General features: G+C 65.3%; 22 protein-coding genes. 9 read left to right on the top strand and 13 right to left on the bottom strand.

What is annotated here, in order from left to right; all coding sequences use genetic code 11:
• The first annotated feature begins 20 nt into the window (after window positions 1-20).
• Complete coding sequence (locus ACZK29_RS13915) at window positions 21-1457, top strand: serine hydrolase domain-containing protein (RefSeq protein WP_111203551.1); 1437 nt, start codon at window positions 21-23, stop codon at window positions 1455-1457.
• A gap of 193 nt (window positions 1458-1650) precedes the next feature.
• Window positions 1651-3762, top strand: a complete 2112-nt coding sequence (locus ACZK29_RS13920) for a TonB-dependent receptor family protein (protein ID WP_111203552.1) — start codon at window positions 1651-1653, stop codon at window positions 3760-3762.
• Here the strand turns inward: ACZK29_RS13920 and ACZK29_RS13925 are convergent.
• Window positions 3732-4328: a hypothetical protein gene (locus ACZK29_RS13925; RefSeq protein WP_478446165.1), complete on the bottom strand. Its 597-nt coding sequence runs from the start codon at window positions 4326-4328 to the stop codon at window positions 3732-3734. The two genes, ACZK29_RS13920 and ACZK29_RS13925, sit on opposite strands and share 31 nt — an antisense overlap.
• Window positions 4329-4523: 195 nt before the next feature.
• A complete protein-coding gene (locus ACZK29_RS13930) occupies window positions 4524-5303 on the bottom strand; it encodes a hypothetical protein (protein ID WP_478446166.1) in 780 nt (259 codons plus the stop codon).
• 216 nt (window positions 5304-5519) lie between these two features.
• On the opposite strand from ACZK29_RS13930, the gene ACZK29_RS13935 reads away from it, so the two are divergent.
• Entirely contained in the window at window positions 5520-5831 is a 312-nt protein-coding gene (locus tag ACZK29_RS13935; protein ID WP_478446167.1) for a hypothetical protein, read from the top strand.
• A gap of 34 nt (window positions 5832-5865) precedes the next feature.
• Here the strand turns inward: ACZK29_RS13935 and ACZK29_RS13940 are convergent, their stop codons facing one another.
• Complete coding sequence (locus ACZK29_RS13940; RefSeq protein ID WP_111203555.1) at window positions 5866-6441, bottom strand: TetR/AcrR family transcriptional regulator; 576 nt, start codon at window positions 6439-6441, stop codon at window positions 5866-5868.
• 69 nt (window positions 6442-6510) lie between these two features.
• Between ACZK29_RS13940 and ACZK29_RS13945 the strand changes: the two genes are divergently transcribed.
• Window positions 6511-7056, top strand: coding sequence for a thioesterase family protein (locus ACZK29_RS13945; protein ID WP_478446168.1), 546 nt, complete (start codon window positions 6511-6513; stop codon window positions 7054-7056).
• A 6-nt stretch (window positions 7057-7062) separates the two neighbouring features.
• Here ACZK29_RS13945 and ACZK29_RS13950 read toward each other — a convergent pair whose 3' ends face one another.
• Window positions 7063-8193, bottom strand: coding sequence for an agmatine deiminase family protein (locus ACZK29_RS13950; protein WP_111203557.1), 1131 nt, complete (start codon window positions 8191-8193; stop codon window positions 7063-7065).
• 105 nt (window positions 8194-8298) lie between these two features.
• On the opposite strand from ACZK29_RS13950, the gene ACZK29_RS13955 reads away from it, so the two are divergent.
• A complete protein-coding gene (locus ACZK29_RS13955) occupies window positions 8299-9183 on the top strand; it encodes a LysR family transcriptional regulator (RefSeq protein ID WP_111203558.1) in 885 nt (294 codons plus the stop codon).
• On the opposite strand, the gene ACZK29_RS13960 is transcribed toward ACZK29_RS13955, so the two are convergent.
• Genes ACZK29_RS13960 through ACZK29_RS13975 form a run of 4 tightly spaced genes read right to left on the bottom strand, consistent with a single transcriptional unit; the run spans window position 9158 to window position 13390 of the window.
• A complete protein-coding gene (locus tag ACZK29_RS13960) occupies window positions 9158-9937 on the bottom strand; it encodes an SGNH/GDSL hydrolase family protein (protein ID WP_111203559.1) in 780 nt (259 codons plus the stop codon). The genes ACZK29_RS13955 and ACZK29_RS13960 overlap by 26 nt on opposite strands.
• Window positions 9938-9948: 11 nt before the next feature.
• On the bottom strand, window positions 9949-11541 hold the full coding sequence (locus ACZK29_RS13965; protein WP_478446169.1) for a hypothetical protein: 1593 nt from the start codon (window positions 11539-11541) through the stop codon (window positions 9949-9951).
• Entirely contained in the window at window positions 11541-12371 is an 831-nt protein-coding gene (locus ACZK29_RS13970) for a hypothetical protein (RefSeq protein ID WP_111203561.1), read from the bottom strand. The genes ACZK29_RS13965 and ACZK29_RS13970 overlap by 1 nt, the downstream gene beginning before the upstream one ends.
• Window positions 12372-12424: 53 nt before the next feature.
• On the bottom strand, window positions 12425-13390 hold the full coding sequence (locus ACZK29_RS13975; RefSeq protein ID WP_111203562.1) for a DUF2268 domain-containing putative Zn-dependent protease: 966 nt from the start codon (window positions 13388-13390) through the stop codon (window positions 12425-12427).
• A 138-nt stretch (window positions 13391-13528) separates the two neighbouring features.
• On the opposite strand from ACZK29_RS13975, the gene ACZK29_RS13980 reads away from it, so the two are divergent.
• Window positions 13529-14512 carry a hypothetical protein gene (locus tag ACZK29_RS13980; RefSeq protein ID WP_478446170.1) on the top strand — a complete coding sequence of 328 codons (984 nt, stop codon included), beginning with the start codon at window positions 13529-13531 and terminating at the stop codon, window positions 14510-14512.
• 13 nt (window positions 14513-14525) lie between these two features.
• Here the strand turns inward: ACZK29_RS13980 and ACZK29_RS13985 are convergent, their stop codons facing one another.
• On the bottom strand, window positions 14526-14846 hold the full coding sequence (locus ACZK29_RS13985; protein WP_111203563.1) for a hypothetical protein: 321 nt from the start codon (window positions 14844-14846) through the stop codon (window positions 14526-14528).
• Between the two features lie 202 nt (window positions 14847-15048).
• Window positions 15049-17511 (bottom strand): S9 family peptidase, encoded by a 2463-nt coding sequence (locus tag ACZK29_RS13990; protein WP_478446171.1) that lies wholly within the window; start codon window positions 17509-17511, stop codon window positions 15049-15051.
• Between the two features lie 149 nt (window positions 17512-17660).
• On the opposite strand from ACZK29_RS13990, the gene ACZK29_RS13995 reads away from it, so the two are divergent.
• Window positions 17661-18434 carry a DUF6602 domain-containing protein gene (locus tag ACZK29_RS13995; protein ID WP_123958800.1) on the top strand — a complete coding sequence of 258 codons (774 nt, stop codon included), beginning with the start codon at window positions 17661-17663 and terminating at the stop codon, window positions 18432-18434.
• Window positions 18435-18556: 122 nt separating this feature from the next.
• On the opposite strand, the gene ACZK29_RS14000 is transcribed toward ACZK29_RS13995, so the two are convergent.
• Window positions 18557-18886, bottom strand: coding sequence for a hypothetical protein (locus ACZK29_RS14000; protein WP_005413891.1), 330 nt, complete (start codon window positions 18884-18886; stop codon window positions 18557-18559).
• 238 nt (window positions 18887-19124) lie between these two features.
• Between ACZK29_RS14000 and ACZK29_RS14005 the strand changes: the two genes are divergently transcribed.
• Window positions 19125-19901 carry a HipA family kinase gene (locus tag ACZK29_RS14005; protein WP_049422090.1) on the top strand — a complete coding sequence of 259 codons (777 nt, stop codon included), beginning with the start codon at window positions 19125-19127 and terminating at the stop codon, window positions 19899-19901.
• Entirely contained in the window at window positions 19879-20280 is a 402-nt protein-coding gene (locus ACZK29_RS14010; RefSeq protein ID WP_266192707.1) for a DUF3037 domain-containing protein, read from the top strand. The genes ACZK29_RS14005 and ACZK29_RS14010 overlap by 23 nt, the downstream gene beginning before the upstream one ends.
• Before the next feature lie 151 nt (window positions 20281-20431).
• Here the strand turns inward: ACZK29_RS14010 and ACZK29_RS14015 are convergent, their stop codons facing one another.
• Together ACZK29_RS14015 and ACZK29_RS14020 are read right to left on the bottom strand one after the other, a co-directional pair.
• Complete coding sequence (locus tag ACZK29_RS14015; RefSeq protein ID WP_478447092.1) at window positions 20432-20914, bottom strand: REP-associated tyrosine transposase; 483 nt, start codon at window positions 20912-20914, stop codon at window positions 20432-20434.
• A 244-nt stretch (window positions 20915-21158) separates the two neighbouring features.
• The gene (locus tag ACZK29_RS14020; protein ID WP_478446172.1) at window positions 21159-23687 is read right to left on the bottom strand and encodes a membrane-bound PQQ-dependent dehydrogenase, glucose/quinate/shikimate family; all 2529 of its coding nucleotides are present in this window, start codon (window positions 23685-23687) and stop codon (window positions 21159-21161) included.
• Between the last annotated feature and the right edge of the window lie 37 nt (window positions 23688-23724).

A 23724-nucleotide genomic window follows, 5' to 3' on the forward strand; every position in this document is an offset into this window, starting at 1 on the left:
ACCGCTGACGGACCATTGCGATGCATCGCGCTCTTGCCGTTGCACTTTCCTGCCTCCTGATGGCCACCCTGCCCGTTTCGGCGCGCGGTGCTCCCGACAACCTCTCGTCCCAGCTGGACGCCCAGCTGGAGACCAACCGCGAGCGCTACGGCATCGCCGGCCAGGCAGTGCTGGTCGCACACAACGGCCAGGTGCTCTACCAGGGCGCCAGCGGCGAACGCGATCCCGCTGCCCATGCACCGGCCACTGTCGATACCATCTTCGCCGCGCAGTCGATGGCCAAGCTGCTGACCAGCACGCTGGTGATGCAATTGGTGGATCAAGGCAAGGTGGATCTGGACGCGCCGGCCAGCCGCTATGTGCCGGACCTGCCATCAGCATGGCAGACCATTCACGTACGCGATTTCCTCAACCACAGCTCGGGTATCGGCGAGTACTACGACGGGGTGGACAACCGCTGGGTGAGCAAGGGCTACTCCGGTGTGGCGCCTGACCTTGGCGCTGCACTGAAGGTGGCCGGCGCGGCACCGATGCAGTTCGCCACCGGCAGCCGCGTGCAGTACACCCAGGCCAACTATCTGGTGCTGACGGCGTTGCTGGAAGCACACTACCGCAAGCCCTACCCGACCATCGCGCACGAACGCATCCTGCAGCCGCTGAAGATGACGAGCAGCTCGTGGGGCATCACCAGCGTGCCGGCGCAGCGCGCGGCGGTGCCGTACATTGGCAAGGACGGCCAGCTGCAGCCAGCGAACGAAGACCCCTGGCCGGACTACGGTTGGGGCCATGCCGACCTGCAGACCACCGTGGGCGACATGAACCGTTTCCTGCAGGCGCTGGCGACCGGGAAGCTGCTGCGCACGTCCACGCTGGAAACGCTCTGGCAGCCACAGAAGCTGAGCGGCGGCGGCAGCAACTTCTTCTCCACGGGCTGGGACACCACCCGCAGCGACGGCTACACCCAGGTCGGCCACGATGGCGGCACCCGCGTGCGTGCGCGGTTGGCCTACAAGGGCAGCCTGGCCAACGGTTGCTGGGTGTTCGTGTACCTGACCAACGGCAGCGCGCGCAACGTGTGGTCGAGCACACTGGTGGAAAGCACGATGGCGGTGGCCGCACCGGAGGAGTTTCCGCATGCGGTGCTGTCCGAACGCTTGATTGCCTATGCGCTGGATGATGACGCAGGCGCTGCACCGGCCCTGCGCACATGGTTGCGCGACAGCAGCGGCATCGCGGCCAAGGAACTGGAACGCGCGATCAACACCGATGGCTACGCCATCTTCGCGAACCTCGGTGCGCGCAGCGCGTTGAAGATATTCGCCCTCAACACCGAGCTGTATCCGCAATCCGCCAACGTCTGGGACAGCCTGGCGGAGTGCCATGCAGCGTTGGGTGATGCGGAGACTGCCAAGGCGCTGTACGCGAAGGCCAAGGCGCTGGCGACGCCCTCGCCCTAAACCCTGCTGTAGAGCCGAGCCCATGCTCGGCTGCTCTTCGTTGCGATCTCAGGAGACCCCCGTTGCGCGCGATAGCCGAGCATGGGCTCGGCTCTACACGGATGTTGCGGGCGGCCATACGCGAGCGACGGGTGACGTGACGCCGCCGACCTGTTAACTTTCGCGCCACTTTCGTGGTTTACAGCATTCCCGCATGTCGCTCTCGTCGTACCGCCCCACCCCGTCGCAGTTGTTCCTGGCCGTTTCCCTCGGCCTTTCCTCCACCGCCGCCGCAGCCCCGCAGGCCACCACGCTGGATGCCGTGCAGGTCACCGCTGCCGCCGATGCCAGTGCGCAGGCGCGCGAGGCGCTGAAGCGCGTGCCCGGCGCCAGCAACGTCATCGACGTGGCCAAGGCCGGCAGCCGCCTGTCCAGCAGCGCCGATGTGCTGGCCTACCAGCCCGGTATCAGCGCGCAGTCGCCGGGCAACGAGGGCACCAAGGTGTCCATCCGCGGCTCGGGCATCAATCGCGGGCCGGGCGCGCATGCCTCGGGCATCGCCGTGTCGATCGACGGTCTGCCGCTGACCGGACCCGGCGGCACGCCCTACGAACTGCTGGAACCGCTGTGGCTGTCGCGCGTGGAGGTGCTGCGCGGGGCCAATGGTTTCGAACGTGGCGCGCTGGCACTCGGCGGTGCCATCGATTACGTCAGCCGCAACGGCCGTGATTCTGCCGGCGTGCAATTGCATTACGAGGCCGGCAGCCGTGGCTACCAGAAGCGCGGTCTCAGCTGGGGCGGCGTCAGCGGCGACGTCGATTACTTCCTGGCCTACACCGATACCGAATTCGACGGCTACCAGCGCCATGCGCGCGGCGACGGTAAAGGCGCGATGGCGAACATCGGCTGGCAGATCACGCCCGACCTGCAGACGCGCTTCTTCGTGCGCTATCGCGAAACCAACCACGAAACACCCGGACGCCTGACCCGCGACCAGATCCGCAATGACCCGCACGCGGCGAACGCAGCCAACCTGGCCATCGATGCGCGCCGCCCGCAACCCGGCAGCACCTGGGTGGGCAATGTCACCACGCTGCAGATCGATGAGGACTCCTCATTGCAGGCCGGGCTGGTCTATCACAAGTACCCGATGGACTTGAACGAGAGCCTGTACCGCCAGCAACTGGACTACGCCAACCTCAACGCCACGCTGGACTATCGCCACCGCCACCGGCTGTTCGGGCTGGACAGTGAAACCACGGTCGGCCTGCGCGTCACCCACGACCTGGACGCCGACGTGCGCGAGTCGCTGCGCTTTGCCAGCAACGGCTATGCCGCCGGCACGCGCACGCGTGATTTCCGCCACCACGGCACCGACAGCACGCTGCACGTCAGCAATACCCTCACCTTCAACGACCGCCTGCGCATGCAGACCGGGCTGGCGCTGATCAACACCCGCCGCGACGTGCAGGTGACCTGGCCAAACAGCGGCGGTCGACTGCGCGATCATGACTGGGACTACGCGCCGCGGCTGGGCTTCACCTGGCAGCACAGCGCTCAGACGCAGTGGTTCGGCAACCTCAGCCGCTCGGTGGAAGCACCGCATCCGTGGTCGATGATCTGGGGTTCCAACCAGTACTTCGGGCCGGGCAATGGCCCCTCCACCGGCCGCCAGCGCGCGCCGGTACCGATGCAGAACCAGACCGCCACCACGCTGGAACTGGGTGCGCGCGGCGACGCTGTGCTGGGGCGCTGGGAACTGACCGGCTACTACGCGCACATCAACCACGAGCTGCTGAGCGTGGAGCTGCAACCGGTACCGAACCTGTTCATCGCAGAGAACAACGCCAGCCCCACCGTGCACCGTGGCATCGAAGCCGGCTTGGACAGCACGCTGTGGCAGGCCGCGCCGGGGCGCCTGTCCTTGCGCCAGGCGTACACCTTCAGTGATTTCCGTTACCGCCACGACGCGCGCTTCGGCAGCAACCGCCTGCCGGGCCTGCCGCGCCACAGCTACCAGGCCGAGCTGCGCTTTGATCATGCCTCCGGCCTGTACGCCGCGCTGAACACCGAATACGCCTCGCGCATCGCAGTGGACTACGCCAACAGCTACTGGGCCGACAGCCATGTGATCCTCGGCAGCCGCATCGGCTACGACGCACCCGGTGGCCGCTGGCAGGCGTGGGCGGAGATGCGCAACATCGGCAACCGCCACTACGCCGCCACGGTCACGCCGGGCTACGACGACGCCGGCAGGGATGTCGCGCGCTCGACGCCAGGCGAAGGCCGTGGCGTCTATGCCGGCGTGCGCTGGCGCTTTGACTGATCGCCTGAGGCGGCGCCGGATGTGAGCCGGCGCCGTGATTCCAGCGTCAGCCGATACGCCAGGCCGGCAGGCGTTCGCTGCGCTTCCAGATGGAGGGCGCGAAACCAATCAACACCAGCGCCGCCAGCCACTTCGGTGAGGTAGTGAGCAGTGTCGAGGTGAGCGAGCCATCGACGGGGGGCGGCCATTTCCTGCCACGGGTTGTAGCCCAGGTAGACGACGCTGCCAGCCCACCACAGCAACGCCACACCGACACCCACCAGCAGCAGGGACAGCGTGCGGCAGGTCCAGCGTTGCGAGGTGGTGCCCCATTCCCGCGACGCCGCGATCAGCAGGCCCACCACCAGCAGCGACACCAGTGCAACCAGCCCGATATCGACCTTGTGCCCGATACGCTCATAACTGCAGGCGCGGCATTGCGCCTCTTCCGCGGCAGTGGCGGCTTCGGCGCCATCGGCCTGCCCGGCTGCGGGCTGTGCCAGCGCTGCAAACGGCATCAATACTGCCAGCAGCGTCACCATGATCCAACGAAACAACGTCCTGTTCCTGCGTGCAGCGACATCCATGCGCTCTTCCTCGTCAGTGGTTGTGTGTCTCAGCGGGCGTTCGGCTATTCAGCGCCCCTGTTCCCGATGCAGTACGACAAGCTCCCGATAGGTGACACCGCCGGGGCACGAATCCCGGCCGACCGCGATCATAGCCCACTGTTCATGGCGGCTGAAAACGGGTCGGGACCAGGCGATATGAAGGAGCCCACCGCACTACACCCCCTGGATGACCTGCAGCAGATGGCTCGCACCCGGCACAAGTTCCTGCGCAAGCCAACCCAGCACGGCAAAGAACAGCAGCAGGCCGAGCAGCGGCCAGATCGTGTGCGTCACGCATACCCGCCACCATCCCTGTTCCTGCATGCCCTGCATGCGCCGGTACAGGCCTCCGGCGATGGCCGCGTCCACCAGCAGTTCGGCCATCAGTACCGGCGCCGACCACACCACCCACACGCTGGCCATCAGGACCGCGGCCACCAGCGCGACGATGCCGAGTAGGGCCAGCAATGGCAGACCGGCTTCGTCTTCGGCCAGCCCGGCCAACGGTACTTCGCTCACCTCGACATCGCTCGGCGGTGCCGACTCATTCCACGAGGCAGACGCACCACCACCGCCGGAACGACCACCGACGCCGCTCCACGGTGAATCGGCGACGCCGCCATGTGCCGATGGGGTGCCTCCATCCACCTCCGACGACAGGCCATCCAGCAGGTTGTCCCAGCGCCAACGGATCCAGATCCACATCAGCAGCAGGAACACGCCGTAGGCCAGCAGTACCGCCATCGGGTAGCGAAGCAGCATCGCGTCGACGCCAGCCAGCCGCAGCAGATGCGAGGCAAGGAACCCGGCGGCTCCCGTCACGGCAACGATCAAGGCCATCTGCAGGCGCGGCCAGCCACGTTGCTGCAGGTGCCGCCGCGCACGCACGACTTCACTGCCACGGCTCCGGGGCAGCTTCAATGCACTGATGGAAAAATGGCGCGAGTTCTTCATGCAGCCACCCGTAGGCGGGAGGCATCGCGGCCAGGGAGCTCAGAAACCTGATACTGCATGCGGACATCCTTGCCGGGCACGCGTAGGCAGTGGTGGGTGGATTCTAGCGCGACGGGGCCGCGGGTCCATCACTCACGGGCCGGACTGGCGCCGGCCTTGTACTCGCGCGCTGGCGGCTGGACTATGATTCTCCACTAGGAAAATATTCGCGACGGCATGCAGGCCTCCCAGTTCACCCGCGCCACCGCGCTCGTGATGGTCGTTCCAATGATTGGCCTCGCCGCTTGGGGTTCGTGGTTTGGTAGCCGCTGCTTCAGCGATGGCTGTCTCGGCGTCCTGGTGGCCTGGCTTGCCGCCGTGGTCACCTTTGCGGTGCAGGCGTTGCTGGTGCTCCCGGCGAATGCCTGGGCCCTCAAGCGGCAGGGAGCGCCCGCCTCCCGCAGCTACCTTCGTTGGTTGGGCGCGTCGGCCGTCGCAGCCTTCCTGCCCATCGTGCTCGGCTGGGGCTACCTGGTGATCTTCAGATGACCTGCCGCGCGTCTCCCGCACACGAATAGCCGGATCAAGGCGGCGCGGTCGCCTTCAGCAACTGCGCGGCCACCTGGTCGAACGGGGCGATGTCCTGCAGCGCGCGGCACATCGCCACCGCACCTTCCACACTGGCAATCACCAGATTGGCCAGCCCACCCGCGGCGACCGGATCGTGGCCGTCGGCGATGAACGCTGCGGCCAGATGGGCCTGCCAACGTGCGAACACTTCAGCAGCTGCTGCACGGGGCTGGCTCGGCACTGCCTCCACCGGCTCCTCCACGGCAGCGGCCAGTACCGGGCAGCCCGCCCGGAACCCGGAGCGCAGAAGGCGCTCGCGCCACATTGCCAGGAACTGCTGCAGGCCCTGCACCGCCCCGCCCTTCAGCAGCTCCACCAGCAGCGCTTCCACCTTGTCGCCAGCCATGTGGGTGGCACGCGCCAGCAGCTCCTGCTTGCCGCCGGGAAAATGGTGGTAGGTGGAGCCCAGCGGCGCCTCGGCCAGCTTGGTCACCTCACGAATGCTGGTGGCATTGAGGCCTACCCGCGCCAGCATCTGTGCTGCGGCATCAATCACCCGTTGCGGGGCATCAGAGGGTCGTGGGCTCACGGCGATCGCCTTGCTAAGACAGTCGTCATAGATTAGCGTACCGGCCGTTCTATAACAGTCGTCATAGCCATGAATCTCTGGTTCCGCCTGCTCCATCTGCTGCTTTGCAGCCTGTTCCGGCCGAAGCTGGACGCCCCGTTGGGGGTTTCGCGGCTGCAGTTCCGGGTACTGCCCAACGACCTGGACAGCAACCTGCACATGACCAACGGCCGCTACTGGAACATCTTCGACCTGGGCCGGCTGGACCTGATCCTGCGCATGGGCCTGGGCCGGGTGGCGCTGCGCGAGAAGTGGGCTCCGATCGTCGGTGCCGGCACCATCCAGTTCCGTCGCGAGCTGAAGCCGTTCCAGCGCTTCACCCTGGAAACGCGCCTGGTGGGCTGGGTCGGCTCGCGCGGCATCATGGAGCAGCGCGTGCTGATCGGACCCGAGCAGAAGATCGCCACCCGTGCGCTGCTGGTCACCGGCATCTACGATCGCCGCGCGCGGCAGTTCCTGGGCATGCCGAAGATGATGGAAGCGATCGGTGTGGTAGCCCCACCGTCGCCGCCGCTCAGTGCGGCCGCCGAGGCGTTGCTGGCGGCCGATGCCGCTCTGAAGCTGGACGATGCCTGAGACGCATCAGACCCTGGGCATGTTCTTGGTCACGCAATGGATGCCACCACCGCCGCCGGCAATCGCGTCGATCTCCACCTGCTCGATTTCCCGGCCGGGGTACAGATCCTCCAGCAGTTCACGGCAGTAGCCATCGGCTGCGTCGTCACCGAACTGCGGCGCGACCACTGCACCATTGATCGGCAGGTAGTTGATGTAGCCCATCGCCAGGTCGTCGTTGTCGCGGGTATGCACGTTGTCGCGCCCGTCCAGCGGCGGCGGCAGCGTGTGCACCTGCAGGCGACGGCCATCGGCATCGGTGGCCTCGCGCAGGATCTGTAGATGTTCGCGGGTCAGGTCGTAATCGTAGGACTCCGGATCATTGTCCAGGTTGGCGATCACCACGCCCGGACGCACGAAGCGCGCATAGAAATCCACGTGTGCGTCGGTGATGTCCTCGCCGGCGATGCCGGGGAGCCAGATCACCTTGCGCAGGCCGAGGTGGTGCTTCAGCTCGGCCTCGATATCCGCGCGCGACCAGTCAGGATTGCGATTGCGGTTCACCCAGCAGCTTTCGGTGAGGATGGCCGTGCCATGGCCATCGACTTCGATGCCGCCCCCCTCACCCACCAGATCGCTTTCCAGCAGCGTCGCACCGGTCAGCTGCGCCAGCCACGGCGCCACCGCGCCATCGTTGCATGCACTCTGCTTGCCGCCCCAACCGTTGAAGTTGAAGTCGACCAGGCCCAGCCCGCCCTGGCCATTGGTGACGAAGCACCCGCCGTAGTCGCGCACCCAGATGTCATCCAGCGGCACCTCGAGGAACTCGATGTTGTCGTGGCCGCAGCGGTCCTGCGCCGGCTTCCGCTGCGCCGGGCCGCACAGCACGCTGACCGGCTGGTGGCGGGCGATGGTACGGGCCAGCCGCGCCACGGCGGTGTTCACCGCATCGGCCTGCGCGCCCCAGACCCGTGGCTGCGCGGCGAAGGCCAGAAAAACGCGCTCCTGCGGGCCGTGCTCGTCGGGCATCCGCCAGATACCCGCGCCCGGCCCCGCCGCAGCCACCCGGCCCGGCAGCCCTGCCAGGCCCAGCGCGGCCAGGCCGCCAAGACCAGCGGCGCCGGCCAGTTGGGTGAGGAAGTGACGACGGCTGTTCATGACGGGCTCCAGGGCCGGTGTTGGATGAAAGCTATGCTGCGCTTGCCTATGGATAAGAACAAACGATAGATTCAGCCAACAATTGAACAGCTCTACTTATCAGCAATGCTCAAGCACTGGCCACCGCTCAACGCCCTGCGGGGTTTCGAGGCCGCCGCACGGCTGGGCAGCTTCCACCGCGCGGCCGAGGAACTGCACCTGACCCAGTCGGCCATCAGCCAGCAGATCCGGGGCCTGGAGGCCTCGTTGCAGCAGCCGTTGTTTTTCCGGCAGGGCCGCAGCGTCACCCTCACCGACGCCGGTATCGACCTGCTGGAAACCACGCAGGCACTGCTGCGGCAGCTGGCCAGTGGTATCCGCCGGCTCGATCAGTACCGCAAGCCGAATCAACTGATCGTCAACACCAGCCCGGCCTTTGCGCGCCATTGGCTGGTGCCACGCCTGGCCGGGTTCCATCGCCTGCATCCCGATGCCGACCTGTGGCTGCTGACCAGCGAGGACGCACCGGACATGACCACGCAGACGCTGGACGTGGCGGTACGCGACGACCTGGACTCTCAGGCCCAGTGCCAGCACCGCGTGCTGCTGCAGGATCGCCTCTTTCCGGCCTGCCATCCCGACCTGCTGGCCACGCCCACGCATGAACGCCTGACCCTGCATGGCGAGCGCGAGATGGATTGGAGCCAATGGCAGGTCCAAGGCGGTGCGGATGTCGGCCAGCGCCGCGAGGGCATGAATTTCTCCGAGCCCGGGCAGCTGCTGGATGCCGCATGCCAAGGGCTGGGCATCGCGCTGGTCAGTGAGCTGCTGGCGGCACGCGCCTGCGAGCAAGGGCTGCTGCTGCCGTTGGATGAGGCGCGCGTACGCGGCCCGCGCTGGAGCTGGCTGCTGCATGAGGACAGCGCAGCCGATTCGCTGGTGATCGGCTTCTGCGATTGGCTGCTGGCGAACCTGCCCGCTGACGCTACTTCTGCAGCAGCGCGCGCTTGACCGCCGCCTCGGCCAGCGGCGCCATCACCGCATAGCCCTTTGCGGTGGGATGCACGCCATCATCGGCCAACTGCGGATCGAGTCCACCGGCGGCATTGGCCATCGGCGTGTAGTAATCCAGATAGACCAGCTGCTTCGCGTCAGCGTAGTGCTTCAACGCCGTATTCAATGCGCGCACCTTGGGCGCAGGCGTGATGCCCGGCATCCACGGGTACTCGCTCACCGGCAGCACAGAGGCCAGCACCACGGCGATGCCATGTGCAAGGGCCAGGTCCACCATCGCGTGCAGGTTGTCTTCGATCATCGCCTGCGTGGAGGGGCCGGTGTTGCCGGCGATGTCGTTGGTGCCGGCCAGGATCACCACCACCTGCGGCCTCAACGCCAGTACATCCTGCGGGAAGCGCACCAGCATCTGCGCAGTGGTCTGGCCGCTGATGCCACGATTGAGCCACCCCTTGCCGGGGAAGAATCCAGGGCTGCCTTCCCTGCCCCAGCCTTCGGTGATGGAATCGCCGAAGAACACTACGCGAGCCTGCCCGGGTACTGCGACAGGCAACTGTGCGTTGGCATCGCGATAGCGCTGCAGCTGCCCGAAATCAGCAACGGTTCGCTGCAGGTACTGCAGTTCATCCTTCCTGAGTTGCCCGACGGGCGTGGCCAGCAGTCCCGATACCGCTGGAACCTCACCCGCCTCCACACTTGTGCAGACAACAAGCAAGCCGAACAGAAGGCTGCAACGCGTTGCACTTCGCATGCTTTTTTCCTTCAAAGTAGTGGCGGTCGGATCGGCAGGGGAACACGCCCGAGGCCCGCCCGCCCTGTATCCCGGCCGGACAGACCGACCCGGTGGGGAAACGCATTTTCGGTATCCGTCTTCAATCCACCCCGGACGATGATCAGATCGAACGTCTCGGGGCCGGAGGCGAACTGCAGCTTACCGCCTCGCTGACCCGGGGAGGTGCCATTGACACTGAAATCCGTCACCGGCCCAGTCCTGAGAATCAAGCGGGGCCGGCCGTTGGCGGCTTCGCGCCTCAGTATGCGATGGAGCAGGATCAGCAGGAACCTGTTCAGCGCGTATGCCTTGCTGAAGTGCCCCGAATGGGTGACCAGCATCACCTCGTCAACATCCTTGCGCAGCATCTTCAGTACGGCCTTGCTTACAGCCGAACCGACCTTCCCTGAATTCAGAAGTTTCCTGGCGACAAGGGCAAAGCGCCTGTCCAGACGTTTGTAGATCGTTGGCGAGGAACTCCAGGTGGCTGCCATCGTCGCGTGCATGTCCGCCGTTGCCAGCTCGCGCAATGCCTGGCTGATCTCGACGGACCCGGCCACCTTCGACTTCGCAATGACACGGTTCCAAGCCTCAAGCGGATGAGCAACCTTCAACAGGCAGCGTAGTGCATCCTGCAGAGCACCGTCGCCGGACCCCAGGATGGCCACACGTGGACGCCAATGCTTGTCCCCCGGGGGAGGCTTGAACCCCAGACGAGGCTTCATGACCTCGTCGCAGTCCCAGAATCCCGTGTTCGAGTAGGCCGATGGGCACTCCAGGCCCTCGGCATACTGGTTCTTCTCTTTCGCGTAGCCCATGGCGTAAATCACGAAGCGGAAGTGGTGCGCCTCGGTGTTCGATGCGGCGGTGATGTACAGGGCAGGCAACGGGCGCGCTTTCAGTGGAATCGCATGAACACTCGCCGGCCCGATTGTCATCTGCTTCAAACGTTCCTTGGACCGCTGCTCAAGCGTTGCTCCCCTGATGAAACAGGAATCACTCCGGATGTGAGATTGCGAACCCCAGTTCTCCGCATGCTGGATCCAGCCAGCCACCTCGGTTGCGTAGGCAGCATCGAGCACGCCACCCACCACTGCCGCCGGCAACGGCTTAGTCATATGAAGCTGCAGCCCCACACTCGCAGCGCCAAACGCGGCCGACCGCAGCGGGTAACGGTGGTCGGCATGATTGCTGTGCGGCCATTCGTACATGGCCGCACTGACATATCTGGCGGCGGGTGAACGCAGTACTCCGCCCACGCCAGCCTGTGAGTCGGTGTCCATGAGAACGAAGCGCAACTTGAGACGGTCGGCCTCAAGAGCCGCGGCCAGGCCCGCTGCCCCGGCACCGCAGATGAGCAGGTCGAAGGACGGGCCGGGATCTGTCTTCACTGCATCGGCGCCGACCGCACCCAGGGCGTGAAGCTGCTGGATCAGCATCTGTGCCCGCACGATCTGGTCACGGATGCTGATGTTGGAGAACCGATAGCTCAGGTCGAACTGTCGCGGCGCGATCTTCAGCGCAAGCAGGGTCAGCACATCCAGTGCGTCGTCAGGTGCGGAAACAGGGATGACGGCGCTCATCACAGGTTCTCCAGAATATCGGCCAACAACTGCGGATCGGCTGAAAACAGAACCGGGTGATCAAGCACCTCCATCACGCCACCGCGCCCCGGCCCTGGTCCATCGCGATCATCAGGGCCATCTGGTCCTTCACCGTCTCCCCCGCCTCCGGAACCGCCACCGGAATCTCCGCGGTCGCGCCGGCCATCTGCGTTGGTTCGCGGAGGATCATACGAATAGGGCGACAAGGCGCCGCCCTCCCGAGCGTCGGCATCGTCCCAATAGGCGCGCCTCGCCGCAGGGCCATCGAGCGGAGGAACACGTCCTTCTGGGTCCACGATTGAATCCATTGCACCGTGCATCCACGCACCGAGGGGCCACAGGTACGGTCCGGGATCAACGTCACCATCGGGATCGTTGTCGCCAAACAACTCACTGACGCCGCGGACAAGCACCTCTCGCCGGCCGTTGAAGAGCTCGGTCACGCCGTTGAAGCCCACATGCACCAGAATCACTCGCGCATCATCCGGCACACGATCAGACCTCTGTTCACGGCGTATCGACCCGAGCATCTGCCGCAGCACACCGTCTTCGCCATCCAGCACCACACGGACACTGCAGCGCACGGGGCCGTTACCCCGTACATGCGGGTTTTCCAGGTAGCCGCCCTGATCCACGCCGTACAAGCGCGACAGGAAAATCCGTGCAAGCGCACGGAACTGGCCAGGAGAGAATCGGCCCTCCACTGGACCTGAAGGGTGCCACCAATAGGGGAGTCGGCGCACCGGCGGGCCCAGCAGGTACAGCAGGTCTTCCACAAACGGATTTTCGTTTGGATCAAAACGGTACATTGCCAGTGCCCTCACGCGTTCCTGCGATCATGGTTTCACTCCTGTGGAACAGCTCAGCGTGCCGCCGTACGCGCCGCCACACCGGTCACCTTCGCCGGCATCCACATGCCCGGCGTCCAGCCACTGGCGGCCAGGATCGTCTTCGGATTGTCCTGCTGGATCAGCGCACGCACCGCATCGCGCTTGTCCTTGGCCTGCAGGTAGTAGGCCTTGGCGATGCGGTAACCGACCCAGTAGCCCAGGTCGTATGGATCCTGCGAGCCCGGCTTGTAGTTGTACAGCCACGGAGACAGATCGGTGCTGTCCAGATCCAGCGCGAATGCGCTTTCGATATGCACTTCCCGGCCACGTGTCCACGCCGCATGGCGTCCATTGCCGACGTTGCCGGAAATCAGTTCGGTGATGAATTCGGCGATGCCTTCGCCCAACGACACGCGCAGCACTGTCGCGCGCGGGTCACCCGGCTCGAAGTCGGTCAGGCCGGTCTGCTGGATGTGCACGTATTCGTGTGCGATCACATGCACGAAGCGATCCTGCACATTGGCATTCATGAAGTCGGCCGCGCACAACGCTTCCAGGCCGATGATCACCCCGCTCTTCGAAGTCAGCCCCACTGGGCGGCCGCGGCCCACCGCGATGGTCACCGGCGGGAACCGGGTCTGCGGGTAGATCGCCTGCAGGTTGGCGAACACCTGTACCAGCCGTTGCTTCACCGCCGGCAGCTCGGCCAGGCAGCTTCGCCCCTGTGCATACAGCTCGGGTTGACTGGCGATGGACTCGGCAATGCGCTCCGCGGTGACCCGGCGCGCCTTGGCCAGCTCCCCCAGACCAGCCGAGCCCCCGGCCATGTATCCACGCAACTGCGCAACACTGGGTTTACCGCCGGCGCTGTCGTAAAGCGCATAGAAACGACTGACATCCTCGGTGAGGATCTGCGGCCCTGCCGGTACCGCTGCGGTGGCCACGCCTACCGCCCCGGCACAGGCCAGGGCCAACAGGCCGCGCAGGATCATGAACATCGCTCCGTCCTTGGTGGAGTGCATGCGAAGCGCGCAATCTATCACTCCGCCCGGCCCACTGCAGCAGGCGGATGCGGGCGCCCCGGCGCTGTGCCAGACTCGCTTCGGCACCTGCCATGGAAGATGGAGCACCGCACGATGATGATCGTTCCCGCGTACTGGGCCGAAGCCCGCCTGCAGGCCCGTTTCCGTGGCCGGCCGGTGGTCGTGCGCCGCTTCGGCTGGTCGGACGAAAGCCCTGCCGAGGCCCAGGGTCACGCCGACCGCCGTGCCAACGAAGCACTCAATGCCATCCTTGCCGGGCAGGCGCTGCCGCGACGCGAAGTACGCAGCAATTACGGCGTGGAAGGCGTACCGATCCGCGAGCAGATCGTGCAGCGCGACGGCGATGTCATCATCACCCGCAACAGCTACGGTGCGCTGTGCCTGAACACACCGGACGTGCTGTTCGCCGACATCGACCATGCGCAGCCACCGGCGGGTTGCGTGATGCCTGCAATCATCGCGGCAGTACTGCTGTTCGCCGGCGCCATCATCGGCACCCTGCTCTGGCACTGGCTGGTGGGACTGGTACTGGGGGTGGCAGCGGTACTGCTGGTCAACACCGCGATGCTGATGCAGCGCAAGCGGCGCCTGGCCGCGGCCGGTGGCGCCGAAGGCGTGGCCCTGCAGCGGGTTGCGGCCTTCAGCGAACAGCATCCGGACTGGCATCTGCGCGCCTACCGCACGCCGGCCGGACTGCGCGTGCTGGCCATGCATGCCACGTTTCCGCCCGAGGACGAGCAGCTGCAGGCGTTCTTCAAGGCACTGGGCACCGACGCCCTGTACGCGCGCATGTGCCGGTTGCAGCACTGCTTCCGTGCGCGGCTGACACCGAAGCCGTGGCGTGTCGGCCTGAGGTACCGCATCCGTCCGCCGGTGGCGGCGTGGTCAGCCGAGCAGGCCAACAACCCGGATCGCCTGGCCTGGATTGCCGAGTACGAAAAGAAGAGTGCTGGCTTTGCCGCGTGCGCCTATCTGCGCAGTTTCGGTGATACCACACGCATCCATGCCAAGGCCGAGCACGTGCGCGAACTGCACGACCGGCTGGCGCACGCGCAGGACCGCCTGCCGCTAGCGTGAGGGAGGCAGACCTTCAGTCAGCGCCCTGCACGAACGGCTGCCCTGCCAGGGTAGTGCCCAGCCGCACGGCAACCTGCTGTTCGCCCTTCTCGAAGGTCGTCGCGCACTGCTTCCCGCCCTTCTGGCACCCAACTTCCGGAAAGCCCTCCAGTGATTCCGGTGCACCCTCCACCGGCTTCACCTGCCAACCGGCCGCGTCCAGCAGGCGCTTGGCCTTGACGTAAGGCATGCCGGCGATGATCCCCAGCTGCGCCAGTTCGGCGGGCAGCGACTGGGCGCCCGCGGTTGAGACCAGGAACAACGACAACGTTGCAGCAAGAAGGATGGCTTTCATTGCACCGACCCGGGACGGACTTACAGGTTCAGCCTAGACCATTTGCATGGCATGCGAATGTGCCGGTAACACGTCGTTACCGAGTCTCCACAGTTGATTGCAGAGCACTTGCAGCTGTTTGCAGGCGAACGGGCAGCCGAGCGTGGGCTCGGCGCTACAGCAGGATGCAGGAAGGCCACCCGGAGGTGGCCTTCCTGTTCCCTTACTTGGCGTTCTTCACATAGGTGTCGAACCAGTTCAGCATCTCCGACACCAGCTGCTCGTTCGACTCCAGCGCGGTGTACCAGTGCGGCTCGTTCGGCAGCATCACCAGGCGAGTGGTACCACCATTGCCGCGGATCGCCTGGTACAGCTTGCGCGACTGGAACGGCTCAGTGCCTGGATTGGCGTCGTCCTCACCGTGGACCAGCAGCAGCGGCAGCTTGATCTTGTCGGCGTAGAAGAACGGCGACGCCTTCAGGTACACGTCCTGCGCCTGCCACACCGAGCGGCGTTCGTTCTGGAAGCCGAACGGGGTGAAGGTCTTGTTGTACGAACCGCTGGTTGCCACGCCGGCCTTGAACAGATTGGTGTGCGCGATCAGGTTGGCGGTCATCAGGCCGCCGTGGCTGTGGCCTGTCACGCCGATGCGGTTGCGGTCGACCACGCCCATGTCGACGGCCTTGTCCACTGCAGCCTTGGCGTCAGCTTCCAGCTGCTCCAGGTAGGTGTCATAGGCGTTCTTCGGGTCGCCCACGATCGGGAACGAGGCGTTGTCGATGATCGCGTAACCGGCCAGCAGCATCAGGCGATACGGCTGCAGGCGCGTGAAGGTCTGCTGCGAACCCGATACCTGGCCCGCCTGTGCGGCGTTGGCGAAGTCGGCCGGGTACGCATACAGGATCGCCGGCACGCGCTGGCCTTCCTTGTAGCCCGGCGGCGTGTACAGGGTGAAGGACAGATCCACGCCGTCGGCGCGCTTGTAGGTCACCAGCTGCTTCTTGATCTGGCGCACTTCCGGGGTCGGGTCGACCAGCCGGGTCAGCGCGGTCGCGGTGGAGGCGAACTGCGCCTCGCCGGTCCTGGCGTCGGCCACCGCCTCACCCTGCTGGCGGATGAAGGCGTTCGGCGGATCGATCACCGACTGGTGCCAGGTCAGGTAACGGCCCGGCGTGTTGCTGAAGCCGAGGAACTGTTCGTAGGCATCGGCGCTGCTGCGGAACAGGCGCTCGCTCTTCAGCGAGCCCAGGTCCAGGCGGTCCAGGAACGGGCGGTCGCCCTGCGGCGAGGCGCCACGGCCGCTGAGGAACACGTGGTTGCCATCGCGACGCACCACCTGCGCACCATTGGGCAGGCGGGTGAAGACCAGGTTGCCGGGGTTGCCGTACAGCTCGTCGCTGGACATGTCCCACAGCAGGCGGCCTTCCTTCTTCGGCTGGTCGACATCGACCACGCGGGTCTGCATCCAGTGGCGGTTCTCGTCGTTTTCGAACTGGAACGCCACGGCCGGATCGGCGGTCCACGCGAAGCCTTCAAAACGCTGCGCGGTACGGGTGACTTCGGTCGGCTTGCCGTTGAACGGCGCCTTCAGCATCAGCACGCGGTCGCGATGCGGCACGTTGACCTTCCAGTCTCCCTTGTCCAGTGCTTCGGCATAGACCAGGGTGGCCGGATCGGTGGCACGCCAGTCGAAACCACGCGGGCCTTCCGGCACGCCATGCACCGGCACGCGGTCGGCCAGCGGCAGGCTGGCGATCGGCGTGGACTTGCCGCTGGCGATATCCAGCACGGCCACGTCGTTGGCGAAGCGCTGGTAGGTCACCGCATGCGAATACGGTGCCTTGATCGACTCGGTCAGCACATGCACGCCATCGGGCGCGGCGCTGACATCGTTGAACAACGCCGGCTGCCCTACCGGGCGCACGCTGCCGGCGGCGGTGTCGACCACGGCCAGCTGCGAGGCGCCGTAGTAAGCGAACAGCTTCTCGTCATGCACGCTGGTCAGCGTGTCGCGCGCCTCATAGGTGCTGCTTTCGCCACTGCTGCCCAGCGACTCCTGCGCATCCGGGCCGGTCGGCACGCCACCGTCGGACGGCGCCGGGCCCTGGTTGGCCGGCACCAGCTTCACCAGCAGCTTCTGGCTGCCGCCCAGCCACTGCACGGTGTTGCCAAAGATCGGGTTCAGCTGCACGTTCGGGATCTGCTTCACCTGCCCGGTGGCGGCGTCGCCCACCCACAGCTGCACGCTGGTATCGACTGCGTTCTGGAAGGCGAAGTGGCTGCCATCGGCCGACCACAGCGCGCCGGTCGCGCAACCCTGCGGCAGGTTGACCTTGGTCTCCTTGGCGCTGGCGATATCGACCAGAGTGAAGTCGGCCACGCAGGCCGGAATGCCGTAGCCACCGGGTGTGTCATGGCGGCTGCGGTTCTTCGGCTCCAGGCGCACGCCGGCCAGCTTCAGGTACGGCTGGGCAACGCGGCTGATCGACGGATAGGTCTGCGCGGTGGTCAGCAGCAGGCGCTGGCCGCCCGGGGCCACGTTCGGCGCCGGCGGCGGCGGTGCCTTCAGTACCTTGAGCAGGTGTTCCGGCGGCTTCGCGTAGTCGGCAAGCGCCGGGCCAGCGGCCAGCAGGCCGACGGTGGCAACGGCAACGGCCGCCGCCAGAGAGGTTCGACGGATGAGCATCCTTATCCCCTGGAGTGTGAATGGGTACCCGGAATCGGGCATGGACCCGAATCTAGCACCGCAGGGGTTGTCGTGAATGGGCCGGAAGGGCTAGTGGCCGGATGGGGCAAAGTGGAGGCCGCCACGCCATCACTTGGCGCTCAACTATCATGAACTCCCTCCATCCGGCGCTTGACATGGGAACCTCCAAAGCCCCCCCCTATCTTCAATACTGCCGAAGCGCCCTCAAATCACTAGTCTCTCAATACGAGATGAGCAAAGTGATCGGGCACTCTGCCACTGCGGGAACCGTTCGCGAAAGACTGATTCATGACTTTCTCGAATCACACATCCCTGAAATGACCAGTGCTGTGAGCGGCGTCATCATTGACTCGCAAGGAAGACGGTCACGCCAGCAAGATATCGTTCTGATGCTGAAGTCCATGCCGAGGCTTCGCTTCAACAGCGGCCACGACCTAATTTTTCACGAGGGAGTCGTTGCGACGATCGAAGTGAAAACAAGTGTAACCACGTCCGTTCTACTTGGAATCTCAGAGAACATCGCAAGCGTCAAGTGCTTGGAGCCGACAAGCTTCGGGGGCACGAAGTTGGGTGTACTGGACTGGCCCATGCATCGAATCCTGCACTGCGTCGTAGGCTACGGTGGATCGAGTCTTCACGACATATCAAATGCTCTCACCAGTTTTCCTGAAGCGAAGAAGCCGGACATCTATCTAGACCTAACCAAGGGTATGCTTCTTCGGAATGAAGGCATCTTTTCAGAAAGAACTCTTGGCGATGACTATCTAATATTTGATGATCCTGGTGAGGGTCTCGCTAGATTCCTGTCAGCCATGACGGTCGTTACATCTTCATACTCAGTTCGAGATGTGAAGTGGGAGCAGTACCTATTGGACTCCTCTGTGGAGGAGCGAGACCCTTAAGACCAGCCGCGTAATGACTATCCTGAATGGGCCGAAATCATTAGCAGGATAACTTGGCAAAGTGTCGCACTGGCAGCTGCCGCCGCGAAGAGCGGCCGGCCTCTTCCAGGCGTGGTCTGTCATCACTGCTGCGCGTGCAGGTCCCAGGTGGCCAGATAGTCGGGGTCGACCACGATCATGCCACTGGTGCGCATGCGGTACTCCCCGGGCTCGGCTGGCTGGTACTGGTCCAGCATCGGCGGCAGGTAGCGCTCGTGGCCATCATTCTCGTCGGCCAGCACCACGCCCTCGTCGGCGCTGATGCGCAGCACCGTGCCGGCATACTGCTCCAGCCCCTTTACCTGGCCGTCGCCGCCATAGCGGGTGACCCCGACCAGGACGACCTTACCGATCATTTCTTCCGCCTTGGCATCGTCCAAGGTCGGCAGAATGGGAGTGAATTCGTCGCTCATCGGTGCACCTCCGTAGCCTGCAGGACATCGTGGATGAGGTTTCCGCTTCGCAGTGCGCGTCGCTGGCAGTCGAGCAGGGCCCGGCCTGAAGCCTCTGCATCGAGAGTGCCAGTACGCTCATGAACCCAAGGGTTCCTGTAGCAGGATGCTGCCATCGCAGGCGGAAGGGACAGGTGAAGGCCGAAATCGGTCCCCGCCGGTCAGAGGGTTGCACCTGCACCCACGCTAGAATGCACGCATGCGCACCGTACATGCCCTCCGCTACATCACGCCCTTGCGGGAAGGTGGCTCCCTGCCGGCCGTGGTCGAGACCGACGACGACGGCATGGCCGTGCTGAAGTTCCGTGGCGCCGGCCAAGGCCCGAAGGCGCTGATCGCCGAGCTGATCGCCGGCGAGATGGCACGCACGCTGGGCCTGCCGATTCCGGAAATCCTGTTCGTCGAGCTGGACCGCGAGTTCGCCCGCACCGAGCCCGACCCGGAAATCCAGGAGCTGATCCGCGCCAGCGAAGGCCTGAACCTGGGCCTGGACTACCTGCCCGGTGCGATCAATTACGATCCGGCGGCAATGCCGGTGGATGCAGACCTGGCCTCGCGCATCGTCTGGTTCGATGCGTTCACCAGCAATGTCGATCGCACCACGCGCAACCCGAACCTGATGGTGTGGCATCGAAAGCTGTACCTGATCGATCACGGTGCGGCCATGTACTTCCATCACGACTGGGCCAACGCCGGCGATGCGTGCGAAAAGCCGTTCGTGCTGATCCGCGACCATGTGCTGCTGTCGTTCGCCAGTCGCATCGCCGAGGTGGATGCCGAGCTGGCCGCGCGCCTGACCGATGCCGAGATCGAGCGCATCGTCGGCCTGGTGCCGGACAGCTGGCTGGTGGACGAACCGGCGTTCGACAGCCCGCAGGCCTACCGGCAGGGCTATATCAATTACCTCAAGCACCGCCTGAAGGTGCGTGCGGTGTTCGTGCAGGAGGCCATCCGTGCCCACGCTGCACACGTATGACTATGCGGTCATCCGCGTGGTACCGCGGGTGGAACGCGAGGAATTCATCAACGTCGGGGTGATCGTCTCCTGCCCTGGCGCGCGCCATCTGGAAGCGGCCATCGAGATCGATCCGACACGCCTGCACGCGTTCGCGCCGGCGCTGGACCAGGAGGCGCTTCAACCGTGGCTGGATGCGATCGTGGCCATCTGCCGCGGTGATGCCAGCGCCGGGCCGATCGCGCAACTGCCCGCGCGTGCCCGCTTCCACTTCCTTACCGCCAAGCGCAGCTCGGTGGTGCAGATGTCGAGCACGCATGTGGGCCGCACGGCCGACCCTGCGGGTGTGGTGGAACACTTGATGACGAAGATGGTGCGGGTGCCGGCACCTAACGCGTAGCGGCGACTGGTAGAGTCGACTGTTAGTCGATTAACGCACGCAGTGCGGGCTCTTCGGCGGCATTGATTAAGGCAGTCGACTAACAGTCGACTCTACCGGGTCGACTCTACCCGGTCGACTCTGCCCGGCCGACTCTGCCCGGTCGGTTCCATCACCAAGCACGTTCGCCTGCCGACTCAAGCTCGCTCAACGGCCAGCGGCACCATCCGTACGGATGGTCACCGATCTGCGCGGCAAGACCGGCTCGAACGGGATTTGCCAGAATGTAGCAAGAGTGCCTGTGCAGCGACGCGTCACTGCGGATCGCATGATCGTGATAACCCGCCTGCCATATTGCACCCTGGCTCCCTCGCCGCCGGTTGATCAGAAAACTGCTGCGCGCCTTGAAGCGCTGCACGCAGTAGCCCAGCGAATGGCCACGTAGTTGAGCCAGCCAGTGGATATGATCCGGCATGATGACCCAGGCAAGCGACGCAGTCAGGCCTTCCCGGTCCATCGATTCGAGGAGCTGCATGGCAAGGTCGGCATTGGCAGGGCAATCGAAGACGCGATGGCGGTTCCGGCACACCATGGTGATGGTGTAGACGTTGCCGACGATGGATCGCCGGCCGGCAAGCAGTTGAGGGCTGGGCATGAGTTCGAGAATGCTCGCCAGGATGGATGCTCGACATCGGTTCACTGCCAACGTCAGGATCAGGGATCATCTTGATGCAGCGTCCGGGGATGTGGAGTCGCCTGGGTAGAGTCGACTGTTAGTCGACTATCGCGCGAAGCGCGGGCTTTCCAGCATGGGAGAGAAGAGCAGTCGACTAACAGTCGACTCTACCCAGTCGGCTCTATCCAGTCGGCTCTACCCAGCCGGTTCTACCCCGTCGGCCCTACCTGGGCAACGCAAACGCAATCACGTAATCGCCGTTCGGGGTTTCCATGAAATGGTGGCCGCCGGCCATGATCACCACGTACTGGCGCCCGCCCTGCTCGTACACCATCGGGTTGGCCTGGCCGCCGGCAGGCAGCTTGGCATGCCAAAGCTCCTTGCCGGTCTTCAGGTCGATGGCGCGCAGCAGATCATCGGTGGCGGCGGCGATGAAGATCAGCCCGCTGGCGGTTACCACCGAACCGCCGTTGTTCGGCGTGCCGATCTCGATCGGCAGGCCGGAACGGATGCCGAACGGCCCATTGCCGCGCGCACTGCCAAACGGACGATCCCACAACAGCTTGCCGGTGCGCAGGTCGATGGCACGGATGCCGCCGTAGGGAGGCTGCTTGCACAGCAGACCCGTGAACGGCAGCCGCCAGCCAGCGTTGACCTGGATGCCATACGGCGTTCCCACCTGCGGATCGCCGGCCCCCTCGCCACCACCCCTGTCGGCACGGATCTTCTCGCGCGGCAGCCAGCCCAGGCGGTCGGCTTCGGCACGTGGCACCAGCCGGTTGTAGTTGGGCATGTCGTTGTAGTTGGCCACGATCACGCCGCGGCGCGTATCGATGGACACACTGCCCCAATCCGAACCGCCGTTGTAGCCGGGGTATTCGATGGAATGGCGATCACTGCTCGGCGGCGTGTAGAAGCCTTCGTAATAGGCCTTGCGGAACTGGATGCGGCAGATCAGCTGGTCGATCGGGGTGATGCCCCACATGTCGCGCTCGGTCAGGTCATGCTCGCGGCGCAGCGTGTGGTACAGCGAGAACAGCTGCGTAGGTGAGCGCTGCTCGGGCTCGACACCGCCCACAGGCACCTTGCGTTCCTCGGCGGCGCTCAGCAGCTGGCCATTGCGGCGGTCGAGAATGTACAGGTCGCCCTGCTTGGTCGGCAGCAGGATCGCCGGTATCTTGCCCGCCGCGGTCGGGTAGTCGATCAGGCTGGCCTGTGAACCCAGGTCGTAATCCCACACATCCTTGCGCACGGCCTGGAAGTGCCAGGCCGGTTTGCCGGTGGCCACGTCGATCGCCACCAGCGAGGTCGAATAGCGGTTCTGGTTTTCGGTGCGCGAGCCGCTCCAGTAATCGCCGGCGGAGTTGCCCAGCGGCAGGTAGACCAGGCCCAGCGCTTCATCGCCGGTGGCCGTGGTCCACATGTTCGGGGTGCCACGCGTGTAGGTCTGTTCGCGCGGCGGCAGGCCGTTGCGCTCGGGCTGGTCCATGTCCCATGCCCAGCGCAGCTTGCCGGTGATGGCATCGTAGGCCTGGATCACGCCCGAGGGCGCATCGCGGCGCTGTCCGTCGAGCACCTGATGACCGGTCACGATCACGCCGCGCACGATGGCCGGCGGCGAGGTGATCGACACATAGCCCGGCGGCACTTCGCCCATGCCCAGGGTGATGTCGACCTGACCGTTGTTGCCGAAATTCGCGCACGGGCGGCCACTGTCCGCATCCACCGCGATGATGCGGCCGTCCAGCGTGCCTTCGATGATTCGCGCCCAGCAGGCCGGACGGTTGCCCGGCGCGGCGCTGCGGGTGACCGTGGGCGGTGGCTCGGGCAGGGCCAGGTCGGCAGCAACATCGGCCAGCACCGCATCGGCCACAGTCGGCGCGCTCGATTGTTCGTAGTAGCTCACGCCACGACAGGCAGCGGTATAGGGAATCGAAGCGTCCTTCACCTTCGGATCAAACCTCCACAGCTCCCTGCCGCTGCTGGCGTCCAGTGCGATCAAGCGGTTGCGCGCGGTGCACAGGTACAGCCGGTCGCCGATCTTCAGCGGCGTGGTTTCCGCGCCCCAGCGCTTCTTCGGCAGGTCGCCTGTTCGGAACTGCCAGGCCAGCTGCAGCGTGGCCACATTTGCCGGGGTGATCTGCTGCAGGGGCGAATAGCGGGTGGCGGCATTGCTGCGGCCCCACGCGGGCCAGTCGCCGTCGGCAGGCTGGTCGGCTGGCTGCAGGCCGGTGGTATCACGCGTCGGGGCCAGGCCGGCACTGACCACCGCTTCCGGGAACGGCTGGTGCCCGTCCACTTCGCCATGCGGCGCGAACGCGAGGCCGAACGCGGCAACGAACACCAGCATCAGCAGGCCAGCCACGCTGCACGAGAGGCGTTTGGACACCGGTTCGCGCAGGGTCGGTGCCAACAGCGCCAGCACGATGCCGAGGGCCGTAACCAGGCCCAGCCGCGGCACCCAGCGCCAGTAGTCGCTGCCCGACTCCCACCAGGTCCACAGCAGTGTGCCGATGAACACCAGCGCGTACAGCAGCGCGCCGCTGCGACGGTTGCCAAACAACAGGATGCCGCTGGCCAGCAGGCCGAATCCTGCGATGGCGTAGTACGCCGAACCCCCAAGGCTGAGCAGCCATGCGCCGAGCCCGCCGATGACCAGGCCGAGCACGACCAGCAACAGCGACAGCACGGTCACCAGCGGATGGCGCGGGGTGCGGACAGGAGCAGGATCGGACTGCGGCGTGGCGGACATCGTCGATCTCCGGGGGCAGCATGCGCCCTTATCCCAC

This window comes from Stenotrophomonas sp. 89682_Sma, from assembly GCF_056481405.1.

Excerpts from the sequence above, each read along its gene's own strand:
- ACZK29_RS13960 (WP_111203559.1), bottom strand. The coding sequence starts at position 9,937 with ATGCGAAGTGCAACGCGTTGCAGCCTTCTGTTCGGCTTGCTTGTTGTC.
- ACZK29_RS13980 (WP_478446170.1), top strand. The coding sequence starts at position 13,529 with ATGATGATCGTTCCCGCGTACTGGGCCGAAGCCCGCCTGCAGGCCCGT.
- ACZK29_RS14005 (WP_049422090.1), top strand. The coding sequence starts at position 19,125 with ATGCGCACCGTACATGCCCTCCGCTACATCACGCCCTTGCGGGAAGGT.
- ACZK29_RS13955 (WP_111203558.1), top strand. The coding sequence starts at position 8,299 with ATGCTCAAGCACTGGCCACCGCTCAACGCCCTGCGGGGTTTCGAGGCC.
- ACZK29_RS13990 (WP_478446171.1), bottom strand. The coding sequence starts at position 17,511 with ATGCTCATCCGTCGAACCTCTCTGGCGGCGGCCGTTGCCGTTGCCACC.
- ACZK29_RS13915 (WP_111203551.1), top strand. The coding sequence starts at position 21 with ATGCATCGCGCTCTTGCCGTTGCACTTTCCTGCCTCCTGATGGCCACC.
- ACZK29_RS14015 (WP_478447092.1), bottom strand. The coding sequence starts at position 20,914 with ATGCCCAGCCCTCAACTGCTTGCCGGCCGGCGATCCATCGTCGGCAAC.
- ACZK29_RS13925 (WP_478446165.1), bottom strand. The coding sequence starts at position 4,328 with ATGGATGTCGCTGCACGCAGGAACAGGACGTTGTTTCGTTGGATCATG.
- ACZK29_RS13965 (WP_478446169.1), bottom strand. The coding sequence starts at position 11,541 with ATGAGCGCCGTCATCCCTGTTTCCGCACCTGACGACGCACTGGATGTG.
- ACZK29_RS14020 (WP_478446172.1), bottom strand. The coding sequence starts at position 23,687 with ATGTCCGCCACGCCGCAGTCCGATCCTGCTCCTGTCCGCACCCCGCGC.
- ACZK29_RS14000 (WP_005413891.1), bottom strand. The coding sequence starts at position 18,886 with ATGAGCGACGAATTCACTCCCATTCTGCCGACCTTGGACGATGCCAAG.
- ACZK29_RS13970 (WP_111203561.1), bottom strand. The coding sequence starts at position 12,371 with ATGTACCGTTTTGATCCAAACGAAAATCCGTTTGTGGAAGACCTGCTG.
- ACZK29_RS13975 (WP_111203562.1), bottom strand. The coding sequence starts at position 13,390 with ATGTTCATGATCCTGCGCGGCCTGTTGGCCCTGGCCTGTGCCGGGGCG.
- ACZK29_RS13930 (WP_478446166.1), bottom strand. The coding sequence starts at position 5,303 with ATGAAGAACTCGCGCCATTTTTCCATCAGTGCATTGAAGCTGCCCCGG.
- ACZK29_RS13920 (WP_111203552.1), top strand. The coding sequence starts at position 1,651 with ATGTCGCTCTCGTCGTACCGCCCCACCCCGTCGCAGTTGTTCCTGGCC.
- ACZK29_RS13945 (WP_478446168.1), top strand. The coding sequence starts at position 6,511 with ATGAATCTCTGGTTCCGCCTGCTCCATCTGCTGCTTTGCAGCCTGTTC.
- ACZK29_RS13950 (WP_111203557.1), bottom strand. The coding sequence starts at position 8,193 with ATGAACAGCCGTCGTCACTTCCTCACCCAACTGGCCGGCGCCGCTGGT.
- ACZK29_RS13985 (WP_111203563.1), bottom strand. The coding sequence starts at position 14,846 with ATGAAAGCCATCCTTCTTGCTGCAACGTTGTCGTTGTTCCTGGTCTCA.
- ACZK29_RS13995 (WP_123958800.1), top strand. The coding sequence starts at position 17,661 with ATGAACTCCCTCCATCCGGCGCTTGACATGGGAACCTCCAAAGCCCCC.
- ACZK29_RS13935 (WP_478446167.1), top strand. The coding sequence starts at position 5,520 with ATGCAGGCCTCCCAGTTCACCCGCGCCACCGCGCTCGTGATGGTCGTT.